The organism is Saliniferula longa (assembly GCF_050789285.1).
Lineage (GTDB): Bacteria > Pseudomonadota > Alphaproteobacteria > Rhodobacterales > Rhodobacteraceae > CAVPWP01.
This window is the reverse complement of record NZ_JBOUVX010000004.1, coordinates 11,782-26,723: the sequence shown is the minus strand read 5'-3', so window position 1 is coordinate 26,723 and position 14,942 is coordinate 11,782. Positions and strand designations below refer to the sequence as shown.

The 14,942-nt window shown below is 66.4% G+C and carries 11 protein-coding genes and 1 tRNA gene; 6 read left to right on the top strand and 6 right to left on the bottom strand.

The genetic code is table 11. The features are described 5' to 3' along the window. Positions 1-2 precede the first annotated feature (2 nt). Entirely contained in the window at positions 3-1,496 is a 1,494-nt protein-coding gene (locus ACRDNQ_RS16605) for a sugar ABC transporter ATP-binding protein (RefSeq protein ID WP_431829828.1), read from the top strand. A 26-nt stretch (positions 1,497-1,522) separates the two neighbouring features. Then, complete coding sequence (locus ACRDNQ_RS16600; protein WP_431829827.1) at positions 1,523-2,311, top strand: SDR family oxidoreductase; 789 nt, start codon at positions 1,523-1,525, stop codon at positions 2,309-2,311. Between the two features lie 301 nt (positions 2,312-2,612). Here ACRDNQ_RS16600 and ACRDNQ_RS16595 read toward each other — a convergent pair. Continuing rightward, a tRNA-Ser gene (locus ACRDNQ_RS16595) sits at positions 2,613-2,702 on the bottom strand. Positions 2,703-3,516: 814 nt separating this feature from the next. Between ACRDNQ_RS16595 and ACRDNQ_RS16590 the strand changes: the two genes are divergently transcribed. Genes ACRDNQ_RS16590 through ACRDNQ_RS16575 form a run of 4 tightly spaced genes read left to right on the top strand, consistent with a single transcriptional unit; the run spans position 3,517 to position 8,595 of the window. Beyond that, entirely contained in the window at positions 3,517-5,064 is a 1,548-nt protein-coding gene (locus ACRDNQ_RS16590; RefSeq protein ID WP_431829826.1) for an acyl--CoA ligase, read from the top strand. 3 nt (positions 5,065-5,067) lie between these two features. After that, positions 5,068-6,057: a 2-dehydropantoate 2-reductase gene (locus ACRDNQ_RS16585; protein WP_431829825.1), complete on the top strand. Its 990-nt coding sequence runs from the start codon at positions 5,068-5,070 to the stop codon at positions 6,055-6,057. A gap of 47 nt (positions 6,058-6,104) precedes the next feature. After that, positions 6,105-7,628 carry a choline-sulfatase gene (betC, locus tag ACRDNQ_RS16580; protein WP_431829824.1) on the top strand — a complete coding sequence of 508 codons (1,524 nt, stop codon included), beginning with the start codon at positions 6,105-6,107 and terminating at the stop codon, positions 7,626-7,628. Between the two features lie 58 nt (positions 7,629-7,686). Continuing rightward, entirely contained in the window at positions 7,687-8,595 is a 909-nt protein-coding gene (locus ACRDNQ_RS16575) for a LysR substrate-binding domain-containing protein (protein WP_431829823.1), read from the top strand. A gap of 9 nt (positions 8,596-8,604) precedes the next feature. Here the strand turns inward: ACRDNQ_RS16575 and ACRDNQ_RS16570 are convergent, their stop codons facing one another. The 5 genes from ACRDNQ_RS16570 to ACRDNQ_RS16550 all read right to left on the bottom strand — a co-directional run bounded on the left by ACRDNQ_RS16570 (position 8,605) and on the right by ACRDNQ_RS16550 (position 14,928). Next, entirely contained in the window at positions 8,605-10,233 is a 1,629-nt protein-coding gene (locus tag ACRDNQ_RS16570) for an ABC transporter ATP-binding protein (protein ID WP_431829822.1), read from the bottom strand. 5 nt (positions 10,234-10,238) lie between these two features. Then, a complete protein-coding gene (locus ACRDNQ_RS16565) occupies positions 10,239-11,153 on the bottom strand; it encodes an ABC transporter permease (protein ID WP_431829821.1) in 915 nt (304 codons plus the stop codon). Between the two features lie 4 nt (positions 11,154-11,157). Next, positions 11,158-12,111 (bottom strand): ABC transporter permease, encoded by a 954-nt coding sequence (locus tag ACRDNQ_RS16560; RefSeq protein ID WP_431829820.1) that lies wholly within the window; start codon positions 12,109-12,111, stop codon positions 11,158-11,160. A 100-nt stretch (positions 12,112-12,211) separates the two neighbouring features. Then, positions 12,212-13,774, bottom strand: a complete 1,563-nt coding sequence (locus tag ACRDNQ_RS16555) for an ABC transporter substrate-binding protein (RefSeq protein WP_431829819.1) — start codon at positions 13,772-13,774, stop codon at positions 12,212-12,214. Further along, positions 13,771-14,928, bottom strand: a complete 1,158-nt coding sequence (locus tag ACRDNQ_RS16550) for a mandelate racemase/muconate lactonizing enzyme family protein (protein ID WP_431829818.1) — start codon at positions 14,926-14,928, stop codon at positions 13,771-13,773. Before ACRDNQ_RS16550 ends, ACRDNQ_RS16555 begins: the two co-directional genes overlap by 4 nt. Positions 14,929-14,942: the final 14 nt, after the last annotated feature.

The following is a 14,942-nucleotide window of genomic DNA, read 5'->3' as shown; positions in this document are numbered from 1 at the left end:
CCATGACCTCGCCTTCGTCCACCCCCATTCTGACCTTGCGGAACATAAGCAAGTCCTACGGACCCATCGAGGTTCTGCACGGGGTCGATCTGGATGTGCACGCGGGCGAAGTCGTGGCGCTTCTGGGGGAGAACGGCGCCGGAAAGTCGACGCTGTCCAACATCGTCTCGGGGGCCGTTCTTCCCAGCTCGGGTGAAATGACGTGGCTGGGCGCACCCTATGCGCCCGCCACCCCAAGAGAGGCCATCGACGCAGGCGTCGGCATGATCCAGCAGGAGTTGCTGCTTCTTCCGCATCTGTCGATCGCCGAGAACATGTTCGTCGGCCGGTATCCGACGAGGCGGGGCTGGGTCGACCGCCGTGAGATGCGACGTCGCGCCCTGCAGGGGCTGGACCGAATCGGTCTGAAGCTGCCCCCCAGCCGACTGGTCGAAGGATTGCCCACCGCAAGCCAGCAGCTGATCGAGATTGCGAAGGCGCTGACCCATGACGCCAAGCTTCTCATCCTTGACGAGCCGACTGCGGCGCTCGGCGGTGAGGAGACCCAGCGGCTTTTCCTTCAGATCGAGCGGCTGAAATCCGAGGGTGTCGGGATCATCTACATCTCGCACCGGCTTGAAGAGATAAAGCAGATCGCCGACCGTATCGTCGTCCTGAGGGATGGCAAGCGCGTCCAGGAGTTCGACACCGCCGATCTGCCCGTTCGGACCATCGTCGAGGCGATGGTGGGCCGGAGCATGGACCAGCTTTTCCCTCCGCTGCCCAATCCATCAGACGAAGTCGTGCTCGAGGTGAAGGGCCTGACATCCCGACAAGGCGCCTTCTCGAACGTGAACTTCACCGTGAAGAAGGGCGAGATTTTCGGGATTTCCGGGCTGGTCGGGGCGGGCCGAACCGAGATCGTCCGGGCTATCGCCGGCGCGGATCCGATCGGCGCGGGCACAATCATGCTCGACGGCAAGGACGTCACACCGAAATCGCCGGGCGACGCCATAAGGAACGGGATCATTCTGGTCCCCGAAGACCGCAAGCTTCAGGGTGTCGTTCTCAAGCATAGCATTCAGGAAAACATCGCCTACTCGAACTTCGAATCCGTCGCGCGGTCCGGCTGGGTGTCGAAGCGAAAGGTCCGCGACTTCGCCGAAGAGAACATCACGAGGTTCGGCGTGAAGGGGCGTGGCCACCAGAACGCGAACGAGATGTCGGGCGGCAACCAGCAGAAAGTGGTCATCGCGAAATGGCTTGCCCGGAATCCCAGAGTGGTTCTGCTGGACGAGCCGACCCGCGGGATCGACGTGGGTGCGCGCTCGTCGATCTATGAAATCATTCACGGCCTTGCCGAAGCGGGAGTCGCGGTGATCGTGGTCAGCTCGGATCTTGAGGAAGTGCTCGGGGTCTCGAACCGCATCATGGTGATAGCGGCGGGCCGCCAAACCGGCATTCTGCACCACAGTGAAGCGAACGACGTGTCCGTGATGGAACTGGCGACCGCCTGAGACCAAGAAAGCCAAGGAAAACAGGAATGACAGCGATCTCTCTCAATGCGCCCGCCTTGTTCGATCTCTCCGGCCGCGTTGCGCTCGTGACCGGAGCCGGAAGCGGCATCGGGCAGCGCATCGCGCTTGGATTCGCACAATGCGGGGCGGACGTGGCCTGCCTCGACCGGCGCACCGATGGCGGGCTTTCCGACACCGCGACGATGATCGAAGGCACAGGACGCAAGGCGATCACGATTGGCGCAGATGTCACCGATCGCAGCGCCCTCGACAGGGCGGTGGAGGAAACGGAAGCGGCCTTGGGCCCCTTGGGCATTGCTGTCAACGCGGCCGGCATCGCCAATGCCAATCCCGCCGAGGACATGGACGAGGGGCAATACCAGACCCTCATGGATATCAACATGAAGGGGGTCTTCTTCTCTTGCCAGGCCGAGGCGAGGGCAATGCTGAAGCATGGCAAGGGCTCGATCATCAACATCGCGTCCATGTCGGGCGTCATCGTGAACCGCGGACTGATGCAGGTCCACTACAACGCGTCCAAGGCAGGCGTGATCCACATGTCGAAATCGATGGCGATGGAATGGGTCGCGCGGGGCGTGCGCGTGAATTCGATCTCGCCGGGCTATACGGCGACCCCAATGAACACCCGTCCCGAGATGGTGCACCAGACAAAGGAGTTTGAAAGCCAGACCCCGATGCAGCGGATGGCCAGTGTGGACGAGATGGTCGGGCCGGCGGTGTTCCTTGCATCGGATGCGTCCTCCTACTGCACCGGCGTCGACCTTTTGGTGGACGGAGGATTCTGCTGCTGGTGAGGATGCAGCGACTGAAGGGCGAACCGCCTGAAGTTGGATTCAGGCGTCGGGCAGGGCAGGCTTCCTCCCGCCTGCGAAACGGGATTTCAGAAGTCCCGGACTGTTCTGTGGTGATCACGGCAATACCAGCCCCGTGGACGCAGGGCCGACCCAAACCGCAGGCAAATCCGACTTTCAGTGGCCGATCCATTCTGTGACAAGCGCCCAGTCTCCGCATTGCGGTCAGACCTGCCAGCGCCTTCTGACATAGAAGGAAAAAAGGCCCCACACGGGGCCCTTCGACGGGTTCAGCGTTTGATAGTGGCGGAGACGATGGGATTCGAACCCACGAGACGGTTTCCCGTCTACTCCCTTAGCAGGGGAGCGCCTTCGACCACTCGGCCACGTCTCCGCTGGCGGGTATAGCCCGGCAAGTGACGGAGAAACAAGGGCGATCTCCTGTTGTCTTGAATCGCCGTGGAAACACGCCGAAGCCACTGGAATCAGGGGAGTCCACGTGAACTTCGGCCGGTGTCCGGGGGCAAGACGGCGGTCCTCAGGAGGCGGACCGTCGACGACTGGGCCGACATGACGCGTTCGAGTCGTGCCGGGGCGGAATGGAAGCCCGGACATCCGAGCTGCCCGTGACCGGACCTGCGGGGAAGCCTGCGGATGGGCGATCGATCGGAACAGGGCTGGCCCGGCGATTCATTCAACGCCGGCGCCCGGCGGGAGCCGGCGGAACCTACGAGGCAACGTGTTCCTTCGCCCGCAGTGGCGCCCAAGGGCAAACCCTCGGGCGCAAGCCGTGCTCTTTGTGAGCGAGAGGTCGGATGGCGCTTTGGGCGGTAGCATGAATTCAAGGCCTTCGCGATAGCGGCTGGGAACCTTCCCGGTAAAGAGCTGTCGGAAGCGCCTGGGCGCTCTGCGAGATGCTATGCAGTGCATGCAGGCGCCAAGCTTTCTTCAGCGGCTCCGCCGACACCAAACTGGAGGACGCACATGAATTCGAAGGGTCGCGCCGTCGCACATGCCGTTCTTGTATGGCTGGCGGTGGGGGCGCAGCCGCCGGCGCAGACGAGGGCACACCCATGGCGCCAGGCCGGAGGGTGCGCGCCGGCCCACAGACCTGCGTTGTTGCGGCCATGCGAAGGCTCTGCCAAAGCTTGCGTGGTCCGGCGCGGGATGATCCAGCCTGCGCCGTTCCGACTTGGGGGAGGACAGGCATGACCGCGACGACACTGGCAGGACTTCTGTCGGAAGCGCCCGACAGCGCGCCGGCGATCGGTGCGCTGGGGCGCCCCTGGCTCGATCACGGTGGACTGCGCGCCCTGTCGCGACGCGTCCGCGCCGATCTTGCCGGTGCCGGGATCGGCCCGGGGGACCGGGTTGCGATCGTCCTGCCGAACGGCCCCGAGATGGCGGCGGCCTTCGTGACGATCGCGCAGTCGGCTGTGACAGCCCCCCTGAACCCGGCCTACCGCGAGGACGAATTCGCTTTCTATCTGGGCGACCTCAACGCGAAGGCCGTCGTCCTGTCCGACGGTGACGAGGGCCCGGCGTCAACCGTCGCGCGGCGCATGGGGCTTCTGGTTCTCAGGCTCGTGCCCGACAGGGATGGTCCTGCCGGCACCTTCGCTTTGCGCGGCGAGGGCGGGGTGGGCGCGACGCCTGCCGGAAGTGGCGCCCCCGGTGCGGACGACATCGCGCTGATCCTGCACACCTCGGGCACCACCTCGCGGCCCAAGATCGTGCCCCTGACACAGGCCAACCTTGCGGCCTCGGCCCGCCATATCGGCGCGGCGCTTGCGCTGACGCCGGCCGACCGCTGCCTGAACGTGATGCCGCTGTTCCATATTCACGGGCTCGTCGCCGCGCTCACCTCGAGCCTTGCCGCAGGTGCATCGGTCTGGTGCGCGCCGGGCTTCGACGCGTTGCGCTTCTTCGGGTGGATGGAAGAGGCGCGGCCGACCTGGTACACTGCCGTTCCCACCATGCATCAGGCGATCCTTGCCCGCGCCGGCCGCAACGCCCAGACCATCGCGCGCGTGCCGTTGCGGCTGATCCGCTCGTCCTCGGCCTCGCTGCCGCCGCAGGTGTTCCGCGCACTGACCGAGACCTTCGGCGCGCCGGTCATCGAAAGCTACGGCATGACCGAGGCTACGCATCAGATGACCTCGAACCCCTTGCCGCCGCGCGCGCAGAAGCCGGGGTCCGTCGGTCTGGCCGCGGGACCCCTGGTGCGCATCGCGCACGAGGTCGAGACCCGGCTTCTGCCGGATGACGCGACGGGCGAGGTCGCGATCTCCGGGCCGAACGTGACGCCAGGCTACGAAGGCAATCCCGACGCGAACGCTAAGAACTTCTTCGAGGCCGAGGGGCGGCGCTGGTTCCGCACCGGCGACCAGGGCACGATCGACGCCGAGGGCTATCTGCATCTGACCGGCCGCCTGAAGGAGATCATCAATCGCGGCGGCGAGAAGGTCAGCCCGATCGAGGTCGACGCGGTGCTGATGGATCATCCCGCGGTGGCGCAGGCCGTGACGTTCGCGCTTCCCCACCCGAAGCTTGGCGAAGAGGTGGCCGCGGCCATCGTCCTGCGCGAAGGGGCCGCGGCCGATCAGGCCGAGATCCGCGATTTCGCGGCCGACCGGCTGGCCGCGTTCAAGGTGCCGCGCAAGGTGGTGATCGTGGCCGAGATCCCGAAGGGCGCCACCGGCAAGCTTCAGCGCATCGGGCTGGCCGAGAAGCTGGGCCTGACGGGGGCGGACTGACCCATGCGCATCTGCATCTACGGCGCCGGCGCGATCGGGGGCTACATGGGCGCGAAACTGGCGCGGGCGGGCGCCGAAGTCGCGCTGGTCGCCCGTGGCCCTCATCTGGCGGCCATGCGCTCGAAGGGTCTCACTTTGCTGGAAGAGGGGGCCGACCCGGTCACCGTCCCGGTGCGCGCGGCCGAAGACCCCGCCGATCTTGGGCCGCAGGACTATGTGATCGTCACGCTGAAGGCGCATTCGGTCCCTGCCGTCGTGCCGGCGATGCAACCGCTTCTGGGGCCGGCCACGACCGTGGTCAGCGCGGTGAACGGCGTGCCATGGTGGTACTTCCACGGTGTCGAGGGGCCGCTTGCAGGCACGCGGCTGGCCAGCGTCGATCCCGGCGATGTCCAGTGGACGGGGATCGGGCCCGCGCGGGTTCTGGGCTGCGTCGTCTATCCCGCCGCCGAGATCGCCGAATCTGGCGTCGTGCGCCATATCGAAGGCAACCGCTTCTCGCTGGGCGAACCCGACGGGTCGAAGTCCGAGCGCGCGCTGCGTCTGGCCGAGGCGCTGACGGCGGCCGGCTTGAAGGCGCCGGTGCGCCCGCGCATCCGCGACGAGATCTGGGTGAAGCTTTGGGGCAACCTGTCGTTCAACCCGATCTCGGCGCTGACCCACGCGACGCTCGATGTCCTGTGCACCGATCCGGGGACGCGGGCGGTGGCGCGGGGCATGATGGTCGAGGCGCAGGCCATCGCCGAGGCGCTGGGCGTGAAGTTCCCCATCGACGTCGACCGACGGATCGACGGTGGCGCGGCGGTCGGCGCGCACCGCACCTCGATGCTGCAGGACCTCGACGCGGGCCGCCCGATGGAGATCGACGCGCTGGTGACCGCCGTGCAAGAGCTTGGGCGCCTGACCGGGCATCCGACGCCGACGATCGACACGGTTCAGGCGCTGGTGGCCTTGCGCGCACGCACGGCCGGGCTTTACGGCACGGCGCGCTGACGGATTTCCTTGGGGCAGGATTGCCCACCGCAAACGGGGACGATCAGATGACCGAGACGCGGCCGAACATCCTGATCCTCATGGTGGATCAGCTGACCGGGACGCTGTTCCCCGATGGCCCGGAGCCCTGGCTTCACGCCCCGAACCTGCGCCGGTTGGCCGAGCGCTCGGTGCGCTTCTCGACCGCCTACACCGCCTCGCCGCTTTGCGCGCCGGGGCGGGCAAGCTTCATGTCGGGCCAGCTTCCGCACCGCACACGGGTCTATGACAACGCGGCCGAGTTCGCCTCGGACATCCCGACCTTCGCCCATCACCTGCGCCGCGCGGGCTACCGCACGGCCCTGTCGGGCAAGATGCATTTCGTCGGCCCCGACCAGCTTCACGGGTTCGAGGAACGGCTGACGACCGACATCTACCCCGCAGATTTCGGCTGGACGCCCGACTATCGCAAGCTGGGCGAGCGGATCGACTGGTGGTATCACAACCTCGGATCGGTGACCGGCGCCGGCGTGGCCGAGATCACCAACCAGCTGGAATACGACGACGAGGTCTGCTTCCAGGCGGTGCAGAAGATCTACGACCTGTCGCGCGGCGCCGATCCGCGACCCTGGGCGCTTTGCGCAAGCTTCACCCATCCCCACGACCCCTTCGTGGCCCGACGCAGATACTGGGATCTTTACAAGGACTGCGCCGAACTCGAGCCGCCTGCCGCCATCGCCTACGCCGACATGGATCCGCATTCGCGCCGCCTGATGGATGCCTGCAACTGGCGCGATTTCGATGTGACGCCCGATCACGTCCGGCGTGCCCGGCGCGGCTATTTCGCCAACATCTCGTATGTCGACGACAGGATCGGTGAGATCCTTGGCGTTCTGGAAGCCACGCGTCAGGACGCCGTCATCGTCTTCGTCTCGGATCACGGCGAGATGCTTGGCCGGCGCGGGCTGTGGTTCAAGATGAACTTCTTCGAAGGCTCGGCGCGGGTGCCCCTGATGATCGCCACGCCCGACGGTCCGGGCGCGCTGCCGCCCGGGCGGATCGCCACGCCGGTCTCGACGCTCGACGTCACGCCCACGCTCTGCGATCTCGCCGGGATCTCGATGGCCGATGTGGCGCCCTGGACCGATGGCGAAAGCCTTGTGCCGCTGGCTCGCGGAGCAAAGCGCGAGGCGCCGGTCCTGATGGAATATGCCGCCGAAGGGTCGGTCGCGCCGATGGTCGCGATCCGCGACGGGCGGTGGAAGCTCATCCACTGTCCGGCCGACCCCGACATGTTGTTCGACCTTGACGCCGACCCGGACGAGCGCGTCGATCTGGCCGGCGACGCCGCCCATGCCGAAGCGCTGGCGCGGTTGCGCGCCATGGCCGAGGCGCGCTGGGACATCCCGCGGTTCGACGCCGAGGTCCGGCAAAGCCAGGCCCGCCGCTGGGTCGTGTATGAGGCGCTGCGCAACGGGCACTATTTCCCGTGGGACTTCCAGCCGCTCAGGGCGGCGTCGGAACGCTACATGCGCAACCACATGAACCTCGACACGCTGGAAGAGGCCAAACGCTTTCCCCGGGGCGAATAGGTGGGCCCCGGTCTTTCCTGACGACAGCGGATCGACTATCCAAGAGACGATTTTGGTTATGGCAGGGTCGACCATGGGGCATCGCTTACCTCCGCTGTCGTGGCTTCGCGCGTTCGAGGCCTCGGCCCGGCACCTCAGCTTCACCCATGCTGCGGAAGAATTGCACCTCACCCAGGCGGCGATCTCGAAGCAGGTCAAGCTGCTTGAGCATGATCTTCGCGAACGCCTGTTCGAGCGCAAGCCGCGCAGTCTTGTGCTGACCAAGGTCGGGGCGGCCTATCTTCCCAAGGTTCAGGACGCTTTCCAGCGCCTTGACGCGGGGACGCAGGAAGTCTTCGGCGGACGCCAGGCCGAGATGCTGACGATCCGCGCGCCGGTGGGATACGCGGTGAACTGGCTTGCGGCGCGGCTGCCGCGTTTCTTCGAGGCCTGTCCGGACGTGTCGCTTCGGATCGTGTCGTCGGTCTGGCGCGAGGAGTCCGAGACCGAGCGCTACGATCTTGACATCCGCTATGGGCTGGGTCGCTGGCCCGGCTATCGCACCGACCAACTGACGTGGGAGACGATCTCGCCCATTTGCCTGCCCGCGGTCGCCGACCGGCTGTCGACGCCCGACGATCTGCGCAACGAACGGCTGCTGCATGTCATGGGCTATCAGGAAGGCTGGGCGACCTGGCTTGCCGCGGCGGGCGCCAGGGCGGTCAACGCGGGGTCGGGGATGCATTTCGACACCTCGCTTCTGGCCTTCGAGGTGGCGGCCAACGGCGGGGGCGTGGCGCTTGGTCGGCGCTCGATGTCGGATCGGGAACGGGCCCTCGGCCGTCTGGTCGCCCCCTTCGACCTGCACGTGTCGCTGAAGGAGAACTTCTATCTTCTCTCGCCCGAAGCCGGCGCGATGCACCGCGACGCCGGGATCTTTCGGGACTGGCTGATCGCCGAGGCCGCGGTGGCGATGCCGGCCGGGTGATCTGCCGGGTCAGGTTTCCGCGGACACCAGCCCGCCGCGCTCGGCCAGAAGCCGGCTCAGCCAGTCGGGGTCCATTTCGGGGACCGACGACAACAGAAGGTCGGTGTATGGTTCGTGCGGCGGCGCGAACATCTCGGTCTTCGGGCCCTGTTCGACCACGCGGCCAAACTGCATGACCACGACCTCGTCGGCGATCGCCTTCACGGTGGCAAGGTCATGGGTGATGAACATGTAGGCAAGGCCCAGCTCGGACTGCAGCTTGTCGAGAAGGCGGAGGATGCCTTCCTGCACGATCTGGTCGAGGGCGCTGGTCACCTCGTCGCAGATGATCAGCTTCGGCTCGGCGGCCAGCGCGCGGGCGATGCCGATCCGCTGTTTCTGGCCGCCCGACAATTCGCCCGGATAGCGGTCGATGAAGCCGTTGGGGTCCAGTTCGATGAGGGACAGAAGTTCGCGCACGCGCGTGTCAAGGGCGCGGCCATGAAGGCCCAGATACATCTCGGCCGGCCGGCCGATCAGCTCCCGCAGCCTCAGCTTGGGGTTCAGCGCGGTATCGGCCATCTGATAGATCATCTGGCACTGGCGCAACTGGTCGGTCGTGCGCGCACGGAACGACGGTGGAAGCGCGCGCCCTTCGAACAGGATTTCGCCCTCGCGGGCCGGCAAGAGGCCGGTGATGACCCGTGCGGCCGTCGACTTGCCCGATCCGGATTCACCCACCACGGCGACGGTGCGGCCGGGGTGGATGTCGAAGCTCACGTCCTTCAGCACCGTGACCGCGCCATAGCCGGCGGTGACATTGCGCACCCTCAGAAGCGGCTCGCCCGAGGCCGCGGGCTGCACCGGCCGCGCGAAGCTGCGCACCGCCCAGAGCGAGCGGGTATACTCCTGTTTCGGGGCGGCCAGCATCTCGCGGGTGTCGGCTTCCTCGATCTCCTCCCCGCGCAGCAGCACCTTGATCCGGTCGGCCATCTGCGCGACCACGGCAAGGTCGTGGGTGATATAGATCGCCGCCGTGCCGAACTGCTCGACGATGTTGCGGATCGCCGCCAGCACCTCGATCTGGGTGGTGACGTCAAGGGCGGTCGTCGGTTCGTCGAAGATGATCAGGTCCGGTCGGCACGCCATGGCCATCGCCGTCATCGCGCGCTGAAGCTGGCCGCCCGACACCTGATGAGGATAGCGGAACCCGATTTCGTCCGGGTCGGGCAACTGCATGCGGCGGTAAAGGTCGATCGCGTCGGTTTCAGCCTTCGCCCTGGGCATCACGCCATGCACGACGGGCGCTTCGCTGTACTGGTCGATCAACCGGTGCGCGGGGTTGAACGATGCGGCTGCGGACTGCGCGACATAGGCGATGCGGCGGCCGCGAAGGCCGCGCCTGACCGCCTCGGGCGCGGCGCGCAGGTCGATCCCGTCGAAGACGATCGAGCCGCCCGAGATCCGGCAGCCGTCCCGGGCATACCCCATCGCCGCAAGCCCGATCGTCGATTTGCCTGCGCCGCTTTCGCCGATCAGGCCCAGGACCTCGCCCCGGTGCAGCGTCAGGTCGACGCCCTTGACGATCTCGCTCCAGCTGTCGCCCGACCGGCCGTCGATCCGCAGATCCTTGATATGAAGCAGCAGGCTGTCGGTCATCGCCGTCAATCCTTCAGACCCGAGGCGCGGTGCAGTTGCCAGTCGACCACGAAGTTCACCGCAACGGTCAGAAGCGCGATCGCGCCCGCCGGCAGAAGCGGCGTGATGTCTCCGAAGGTGATCAGCGCGGCATTTTCGCGGACCATGCTGCCCCAGTCGGCCGTTGGCGGCTGGATGCCAAGGCCAAGGAAGGACAGCGCCGAGATCGCCAGGAAGACGAAGCAGAAGCGCAGCCCGAATTCGGCGACCAGCGGCGCCATGGCGTTGGGCAGGATCTCGCGCGTGATGAGGCGCCAGGTGCTTTCGCCGCGCAGCAGCGCGGCCTCGACATAGTCCATCACCACGATCCCCTGCGCCACCGACCGGGACAGGCGATAGACCCGTGTCGCGTCCACCGCCGCGATCACGAGGATCAGCGTCGTGACCGAGGTGCCGAAGATCGTCAGCAGCAGAAGCGAGAAGATCAGCGCGGGGATCGCCATCAGCGCGTCGACGAAGCGCGACATTGCCTGGTCGATCCAGCCGCCCATCAGCGCGGCCCACAGGCCCAGGATGGACCCCACGACGAAGGCCAGCGCCGTGGTGGCGAAGGCGATTCCCACCGTGTTGCGGGCCCCGAAGATCAGACGCGAAAGCATGTCACGCCCAAGCTTGTCGGTGCCCAGCGGGTTCTCGGCGCTCCACGGCAGGTACTGCGCGCCCACCACTTCGCGCTCGGGGTAGGGCGCCAGAACCGGCGCGAAGATGGCGACGAAGATGTAGGCCAGGATGACGAGTATCCCGAAGGCGGCGGTGATCGGCATGCCGCGCGCGACATGGGCCAGCCGCGCCGGCAGAAGCCGGACCAAAAGCGCGCGCAGGGCGGCCGCCAGCACGAAGCCCGCCGCGATGCCTCCTCCGAACAGGATGATTGCCGGCATGGCCCTATCTCCTGTGCATCAGGCGCGGATTCGTGATCGTCGACAGGACGTCCGCGATGAGGTTGAGAAGGACATAGGCCGCGGCGAAAATCAAAGCGACGGCCTGCACGACGGCGATGTCCCGGTTCGACACGGCGTCGACCATGAGCTGCCCAAGGCCCGGATAGACGAAGACGACCTCGACCACGACGACCCCGGTGATCAGATAGGCAAGGTTCAGCGCCACGACGTTGATGATCGGCGCCAGGGCGTTGGGCAACGCGTGCCGCAGCACCACGCGAAGCGGCGAAAGGCCCTTGAGCCGAGCCATCTCGATATAGGGCGAGGCCATGAGGTTGATGATGGCGGCCCGCGTCATGCGCATCATGTGCGCCGTGACCACAAGCGTCAGCGTCAGCGCCGGCAGGAAGGCCATGTAGATCAGGTCGCCGAAGGACGTGGCATCGGTGATCCGTACCATCGAGGGAAAAAGGCCCGACTGCGCCAGCCAGAGGACGAGGATGTAGGCGACGAAGAATTCGGGAAACGAGATCGCGCTCAGCGCCAGCGCATTGGTGATCCGGTCGAAGGCCGAATTCCGCCAGAGCGCGGCAAGGATCCCAAGCACCAGGGACACCGGCACCGCCAGCGCGGCGGCGTAAAGCGCAAGGAAAAGCGTGTTTCCTAGCCGCGCCGAGATCAGCTCGGATATGGGCCGCTTGTTGGCTAGCGACACGCCGAAATCGCCCTGAAGCGCCCCGGTCAGCCAGTTCCAGTAGCGCACCGGGGCGGGGTCGTTCAGGCCAAGTTGCTCGCGCAGCGCGGCCAGGGTTTCCGGCGTTGCCGACTGCCCCAGAAGCTCGCGCGCAAGATCGCCGGGCAGAAGTTCGGTCGCACCGAAGATGACGACCGAAACCACGAACAAGGTAAGCAGCCCCAGAAGAAGCCGCTGTCCGATCATCGTCCAGACCGCGGTCATGCATCCCCTCCGTCACGCCGACGCCGGCAGCCACCCTGCGCGGTGCCTTGGGTGGCCCCCGGCGCACGGGGCGCCGGGGGCACGTTCGTTCGGGCCTGCGTCAGGCGAACCACCAACGCTCGACGCAGCGGAAGCCGTCAAGGTTCCAGTTGTTGCCGACCTGTTCCGGCGTGGCGAGCGATTTCGAAAGCGCCATCACGTAGTTGTTGTACATCGGGATGATGGTCGAGCCCTCGGAGGACACGATCTGCTGCATCTCGCGGTACATCTCGCTGCGAAGGGCATCGTCAAGCTCCGACCGCGCGGCGACCAGAAGTTCGTCGAAGCGGGCATTGCTCCAGAAGCTTTCGTTCCAGGCCGCGCCCGTGGTGTAGGCGACCGAGAACATCTGGTCCTCGACCGGCCGGCCGCCCCAGTAGCTGGCGCAGAACGGCTTCTTCATCCAGACGTTGTCCCAATAGGCATCGTTGGGGGCGCGATCCACCGTGATGGTGATCCCGGCCCCGGCCGCTTTCTCGCTCATCAGGACGGCGGCGTCGACCGCGCCCGAGAAGGCGGCGTCGGCCGCGGTCAGCGTCACCTCGAGCGAGTCGAGCCCTGCCTGCTGAAGGTGGAACCGCGCCTTGTCCGGATCGTAGGCCTTGGGCTCGAGGTCGTCCGTGAAGTACCGGTTGGCCGGCCCGATCGGGTTGTCGTTCGAGACCGAGCCATGGCCGCTCAGGATCTTGTCCACCAGTTCCTGCCGGTCGAAGGCGTACTTCAGCGCCAGACGGACGTTGTTGTCCGAGAAGGGCGCCACACGCGCATCCATCGGGAACACGTAGTGCGCGTTGCCGGACACCGACAGGATGTTTGCCGCGCCACGAGATTCCAGCATCGCAATGGTGGCCGGGTCGACCTGGTCGATCAGGTCGACCTCGTTGGTGATAAGGGCGTTCAGCCGGGCCGCGGAATCGAGAATCGCCAGCAGCACGATCTCGTCGAAATGCGCGCGGTCCGATTTCCAGTAGTTCGGGTTCTTCGTCAGGGTTGCCTGGACGCCGGGTTCGTAGCTTTGAACGATGTAGCCACCGCAGCCGTCCGACGAGGACGTATCGATCTTGCCGTCCGTTCCCGGCATGATCGGAAGGTGATAGTCGGACAGGGTATAAGGGAAGTCCGCGTTCGGCGCATCAAGGGTGACGACCAGCGTGCGCCCGTCCGTCGTCATGTCGACGACCGGCTCGAGGAACGGCTTGACCGCCGAGGTCGAGTCCTCGCCCCGATGGTGGTTCAACGAGGCGACCACGTCATCAACGGTCAGCGTCTTGCCCGAGTGGAAGGTGACGCCGTCGCGGATCGTGAACCGCCAGGTGATCGCGTCATCGGATTCCCAGCTTTCGGCAAGCTCGCCGACCAACTGCCCATCCGCCGCGACCTCGATGAGATAGTTGTGGCGCGCCGCGGCGAAGGTCTGGACGTAAAGCTGGTCCCAGAGACCCGGGTCGTAGCCGTCCGTGGTCGAGCCATGCCCGATGCCGACGCGGAAGGTGCCGCCCTGCTTGGGCTGGGCGCGTGCCGCACCCATCGAGGCCGGCAGGATCAGCCCGGCCGCGCTGATGGCGGCCGCGCCCTTCAACAGACCCCGACGGGACAGTCCGCCGGGTTTCATCAATGTCGTCATGTTCGTTCTCCCTGGTGATACAGTGCGTTGTATGCGCTTGGCCGATACTCTCCGGCTGCGCTTTTGGTATGGTGGGCCTGGTCAAGCCAGGCCGGGTTGATCTCGACGCCCCAGCCGGGGGCGTCCGGGACGCTCAGGCAGCCATCCTCGACGGCGAACGGATCGCCAAGGAACAGGTCGCGCTGCCAAGGATAATACTCCGGACCTTCAATGGAAAACTCCAGATAGGGACCGGCGTTCGGCAGGGCCTTGAGAAGATGCATTGTGCAGATCGTCACAAGTGACAGGTTCGCGCTATGTGGCGTGCAGAGCAAGCCCGCATTTTCGGCCATTTGGGCGACATCGCGGGCGCGCGAGAAGCCCCCGACGTACATCACGTCGGGTTGGACGACGTCGGCGGCCCGCATCGCGATCATCCGCCGCCAGACCGAGAGGTCCCAGTCCTGCTCGCCCCCCGTCACGTCAAGCTCGAGCGCGGCCGTCACCTCGGCGGTGGCGTCGAGGTCCCAGTAGGGGACGGGTTCCTCGTAATGGACGATGCCGTGGTCCTGAAGCATCCGGCCCACAGCGATGGCGCGGGGGACCGAAAAGCCGGAATTGGCGTCGACCAGCTTGGCGATCCCGTCGCCCAGGGCGCGTGCGACCCGGGGCACGATCGCCTCGGTCCGTCCGGGCCATTCGTCCACGTCCTCGCCGCACTCGGCGCCGATGCGCCATTTCGCGGCCGTGAAGCCCTGTTCGCCGCAAAGCCGGGTGAGGCGTTCGGCCTCGGCCTCGGGCGTGATGTCGCGCCGCATGGAACTGGCATAGGCCCGGATCGGGCCGGGGCTTCCCCCGGCAAGCGACGTCACCGGCAGGCCCTGCCGTCGACCGGCAAGGTCCCACAGCGCGGTGTCGAGTCCCGCCAGCGCGCGGCAGCGGTAGCTTCCGGGGAACTTGTGCTCACGCCGTTCGACAAGGCTCACAAGGCCGGCGATGTCGTCGGCATCGGCGCCAAGCGCCCAGGGCGCGACCTGGCGGTGAAACACCTGCGCGGTGATGTCGGCGTTGTAGGTCGCCGTCTGCCCCCAGCCGAACGATCCATCCTCGGCGGTCACCCGCACGAAGCAGACGAATTCGTCATGGAAGGTTTCAAGGCTTTCGATACGGCGCATCCCCGACCCCATGC

Bases quoted from the DNA above. Each gene is read 5' to 3' on its own strand.
- ACRDNQ_RS16605 (WP_431829828.1), top strand. From the start codon at position 3: ATGACCTCGCCTTCGTCCACCCCCATTCTGACCTTGCGGAACATAAGC.
- ACRDNQ_RS16600 (WP_431829827.1), top strand. From the start codon at position 1,523: ATGACAGCGATCTCTCTCAATGCGCCCGCCTTGTTCGATCTCTCCGGC.
- ACRDNQ_RS16590 (WP_431829826.1), top strand. From the start codon at position 3,517: ATGACCGCGACGACACTGGCAGGACTTCTGTCGGAAGCGCCCGACAGC.
- ACRDNQ_RS16585 (WP_431829825.1), top strand. From the start codon at position 5,068: ATGCGCATCTGCATCTACGGCGCCGGCGCGATCGGGGGCTACATGGGC.
- betC (WP_431829824.1), top strand. From the start codon at position 6,105: ATGACCGAGACGCGGCCGAACATCCTGATCCTCATGGTGGATCAGCTG.
- ACRDNQ_RS16575 (WP_431829823.1), top strand. From the start codon at position 7,687: ATGGCAGGGTCGACCATGGGGCATCGCTTACCTCCGCTGTCGTGGCTT.
- ACRDNQ_RS16570 (WP_431829822.1), bottom strand. From the start codon at position 10,233: ATGACCGACAGCCTGCTGCTTCATATCAAGGATCTGCGGATCGACGGC.
- ACRDNQ_RS16565 (WP_431829821.1), bottom strand. From the start codon at position 11,153: ATGCCGGCAATCATCCTGTTCGGAGGAGGCATCGCGGCGGGCTTCGTG.
- ACRDNQ_RS16560 (WP_431829820.1), bottom strand. From the start codon at position 12,111: ATGACCGCGGTCTGGACGATGATCGGACAGCGGCTTCTTCTGGGGCTG.
- ACRDNQ_RS16555 (WP_431829819.1), bottom strand. From the start codon at position 13,774: ATGACGACATTGATGAAACCCGGCGGACTGTCCCGTCGGGGTCTGTTG.
- ACRDNQ_RS16550 (WP_431829818.1), bottom strand. From the start codon at position 14,928: ATGCGCCGTATCGAAAGCCTTGAAACCTTCCATGACGAATTCGTCTGC.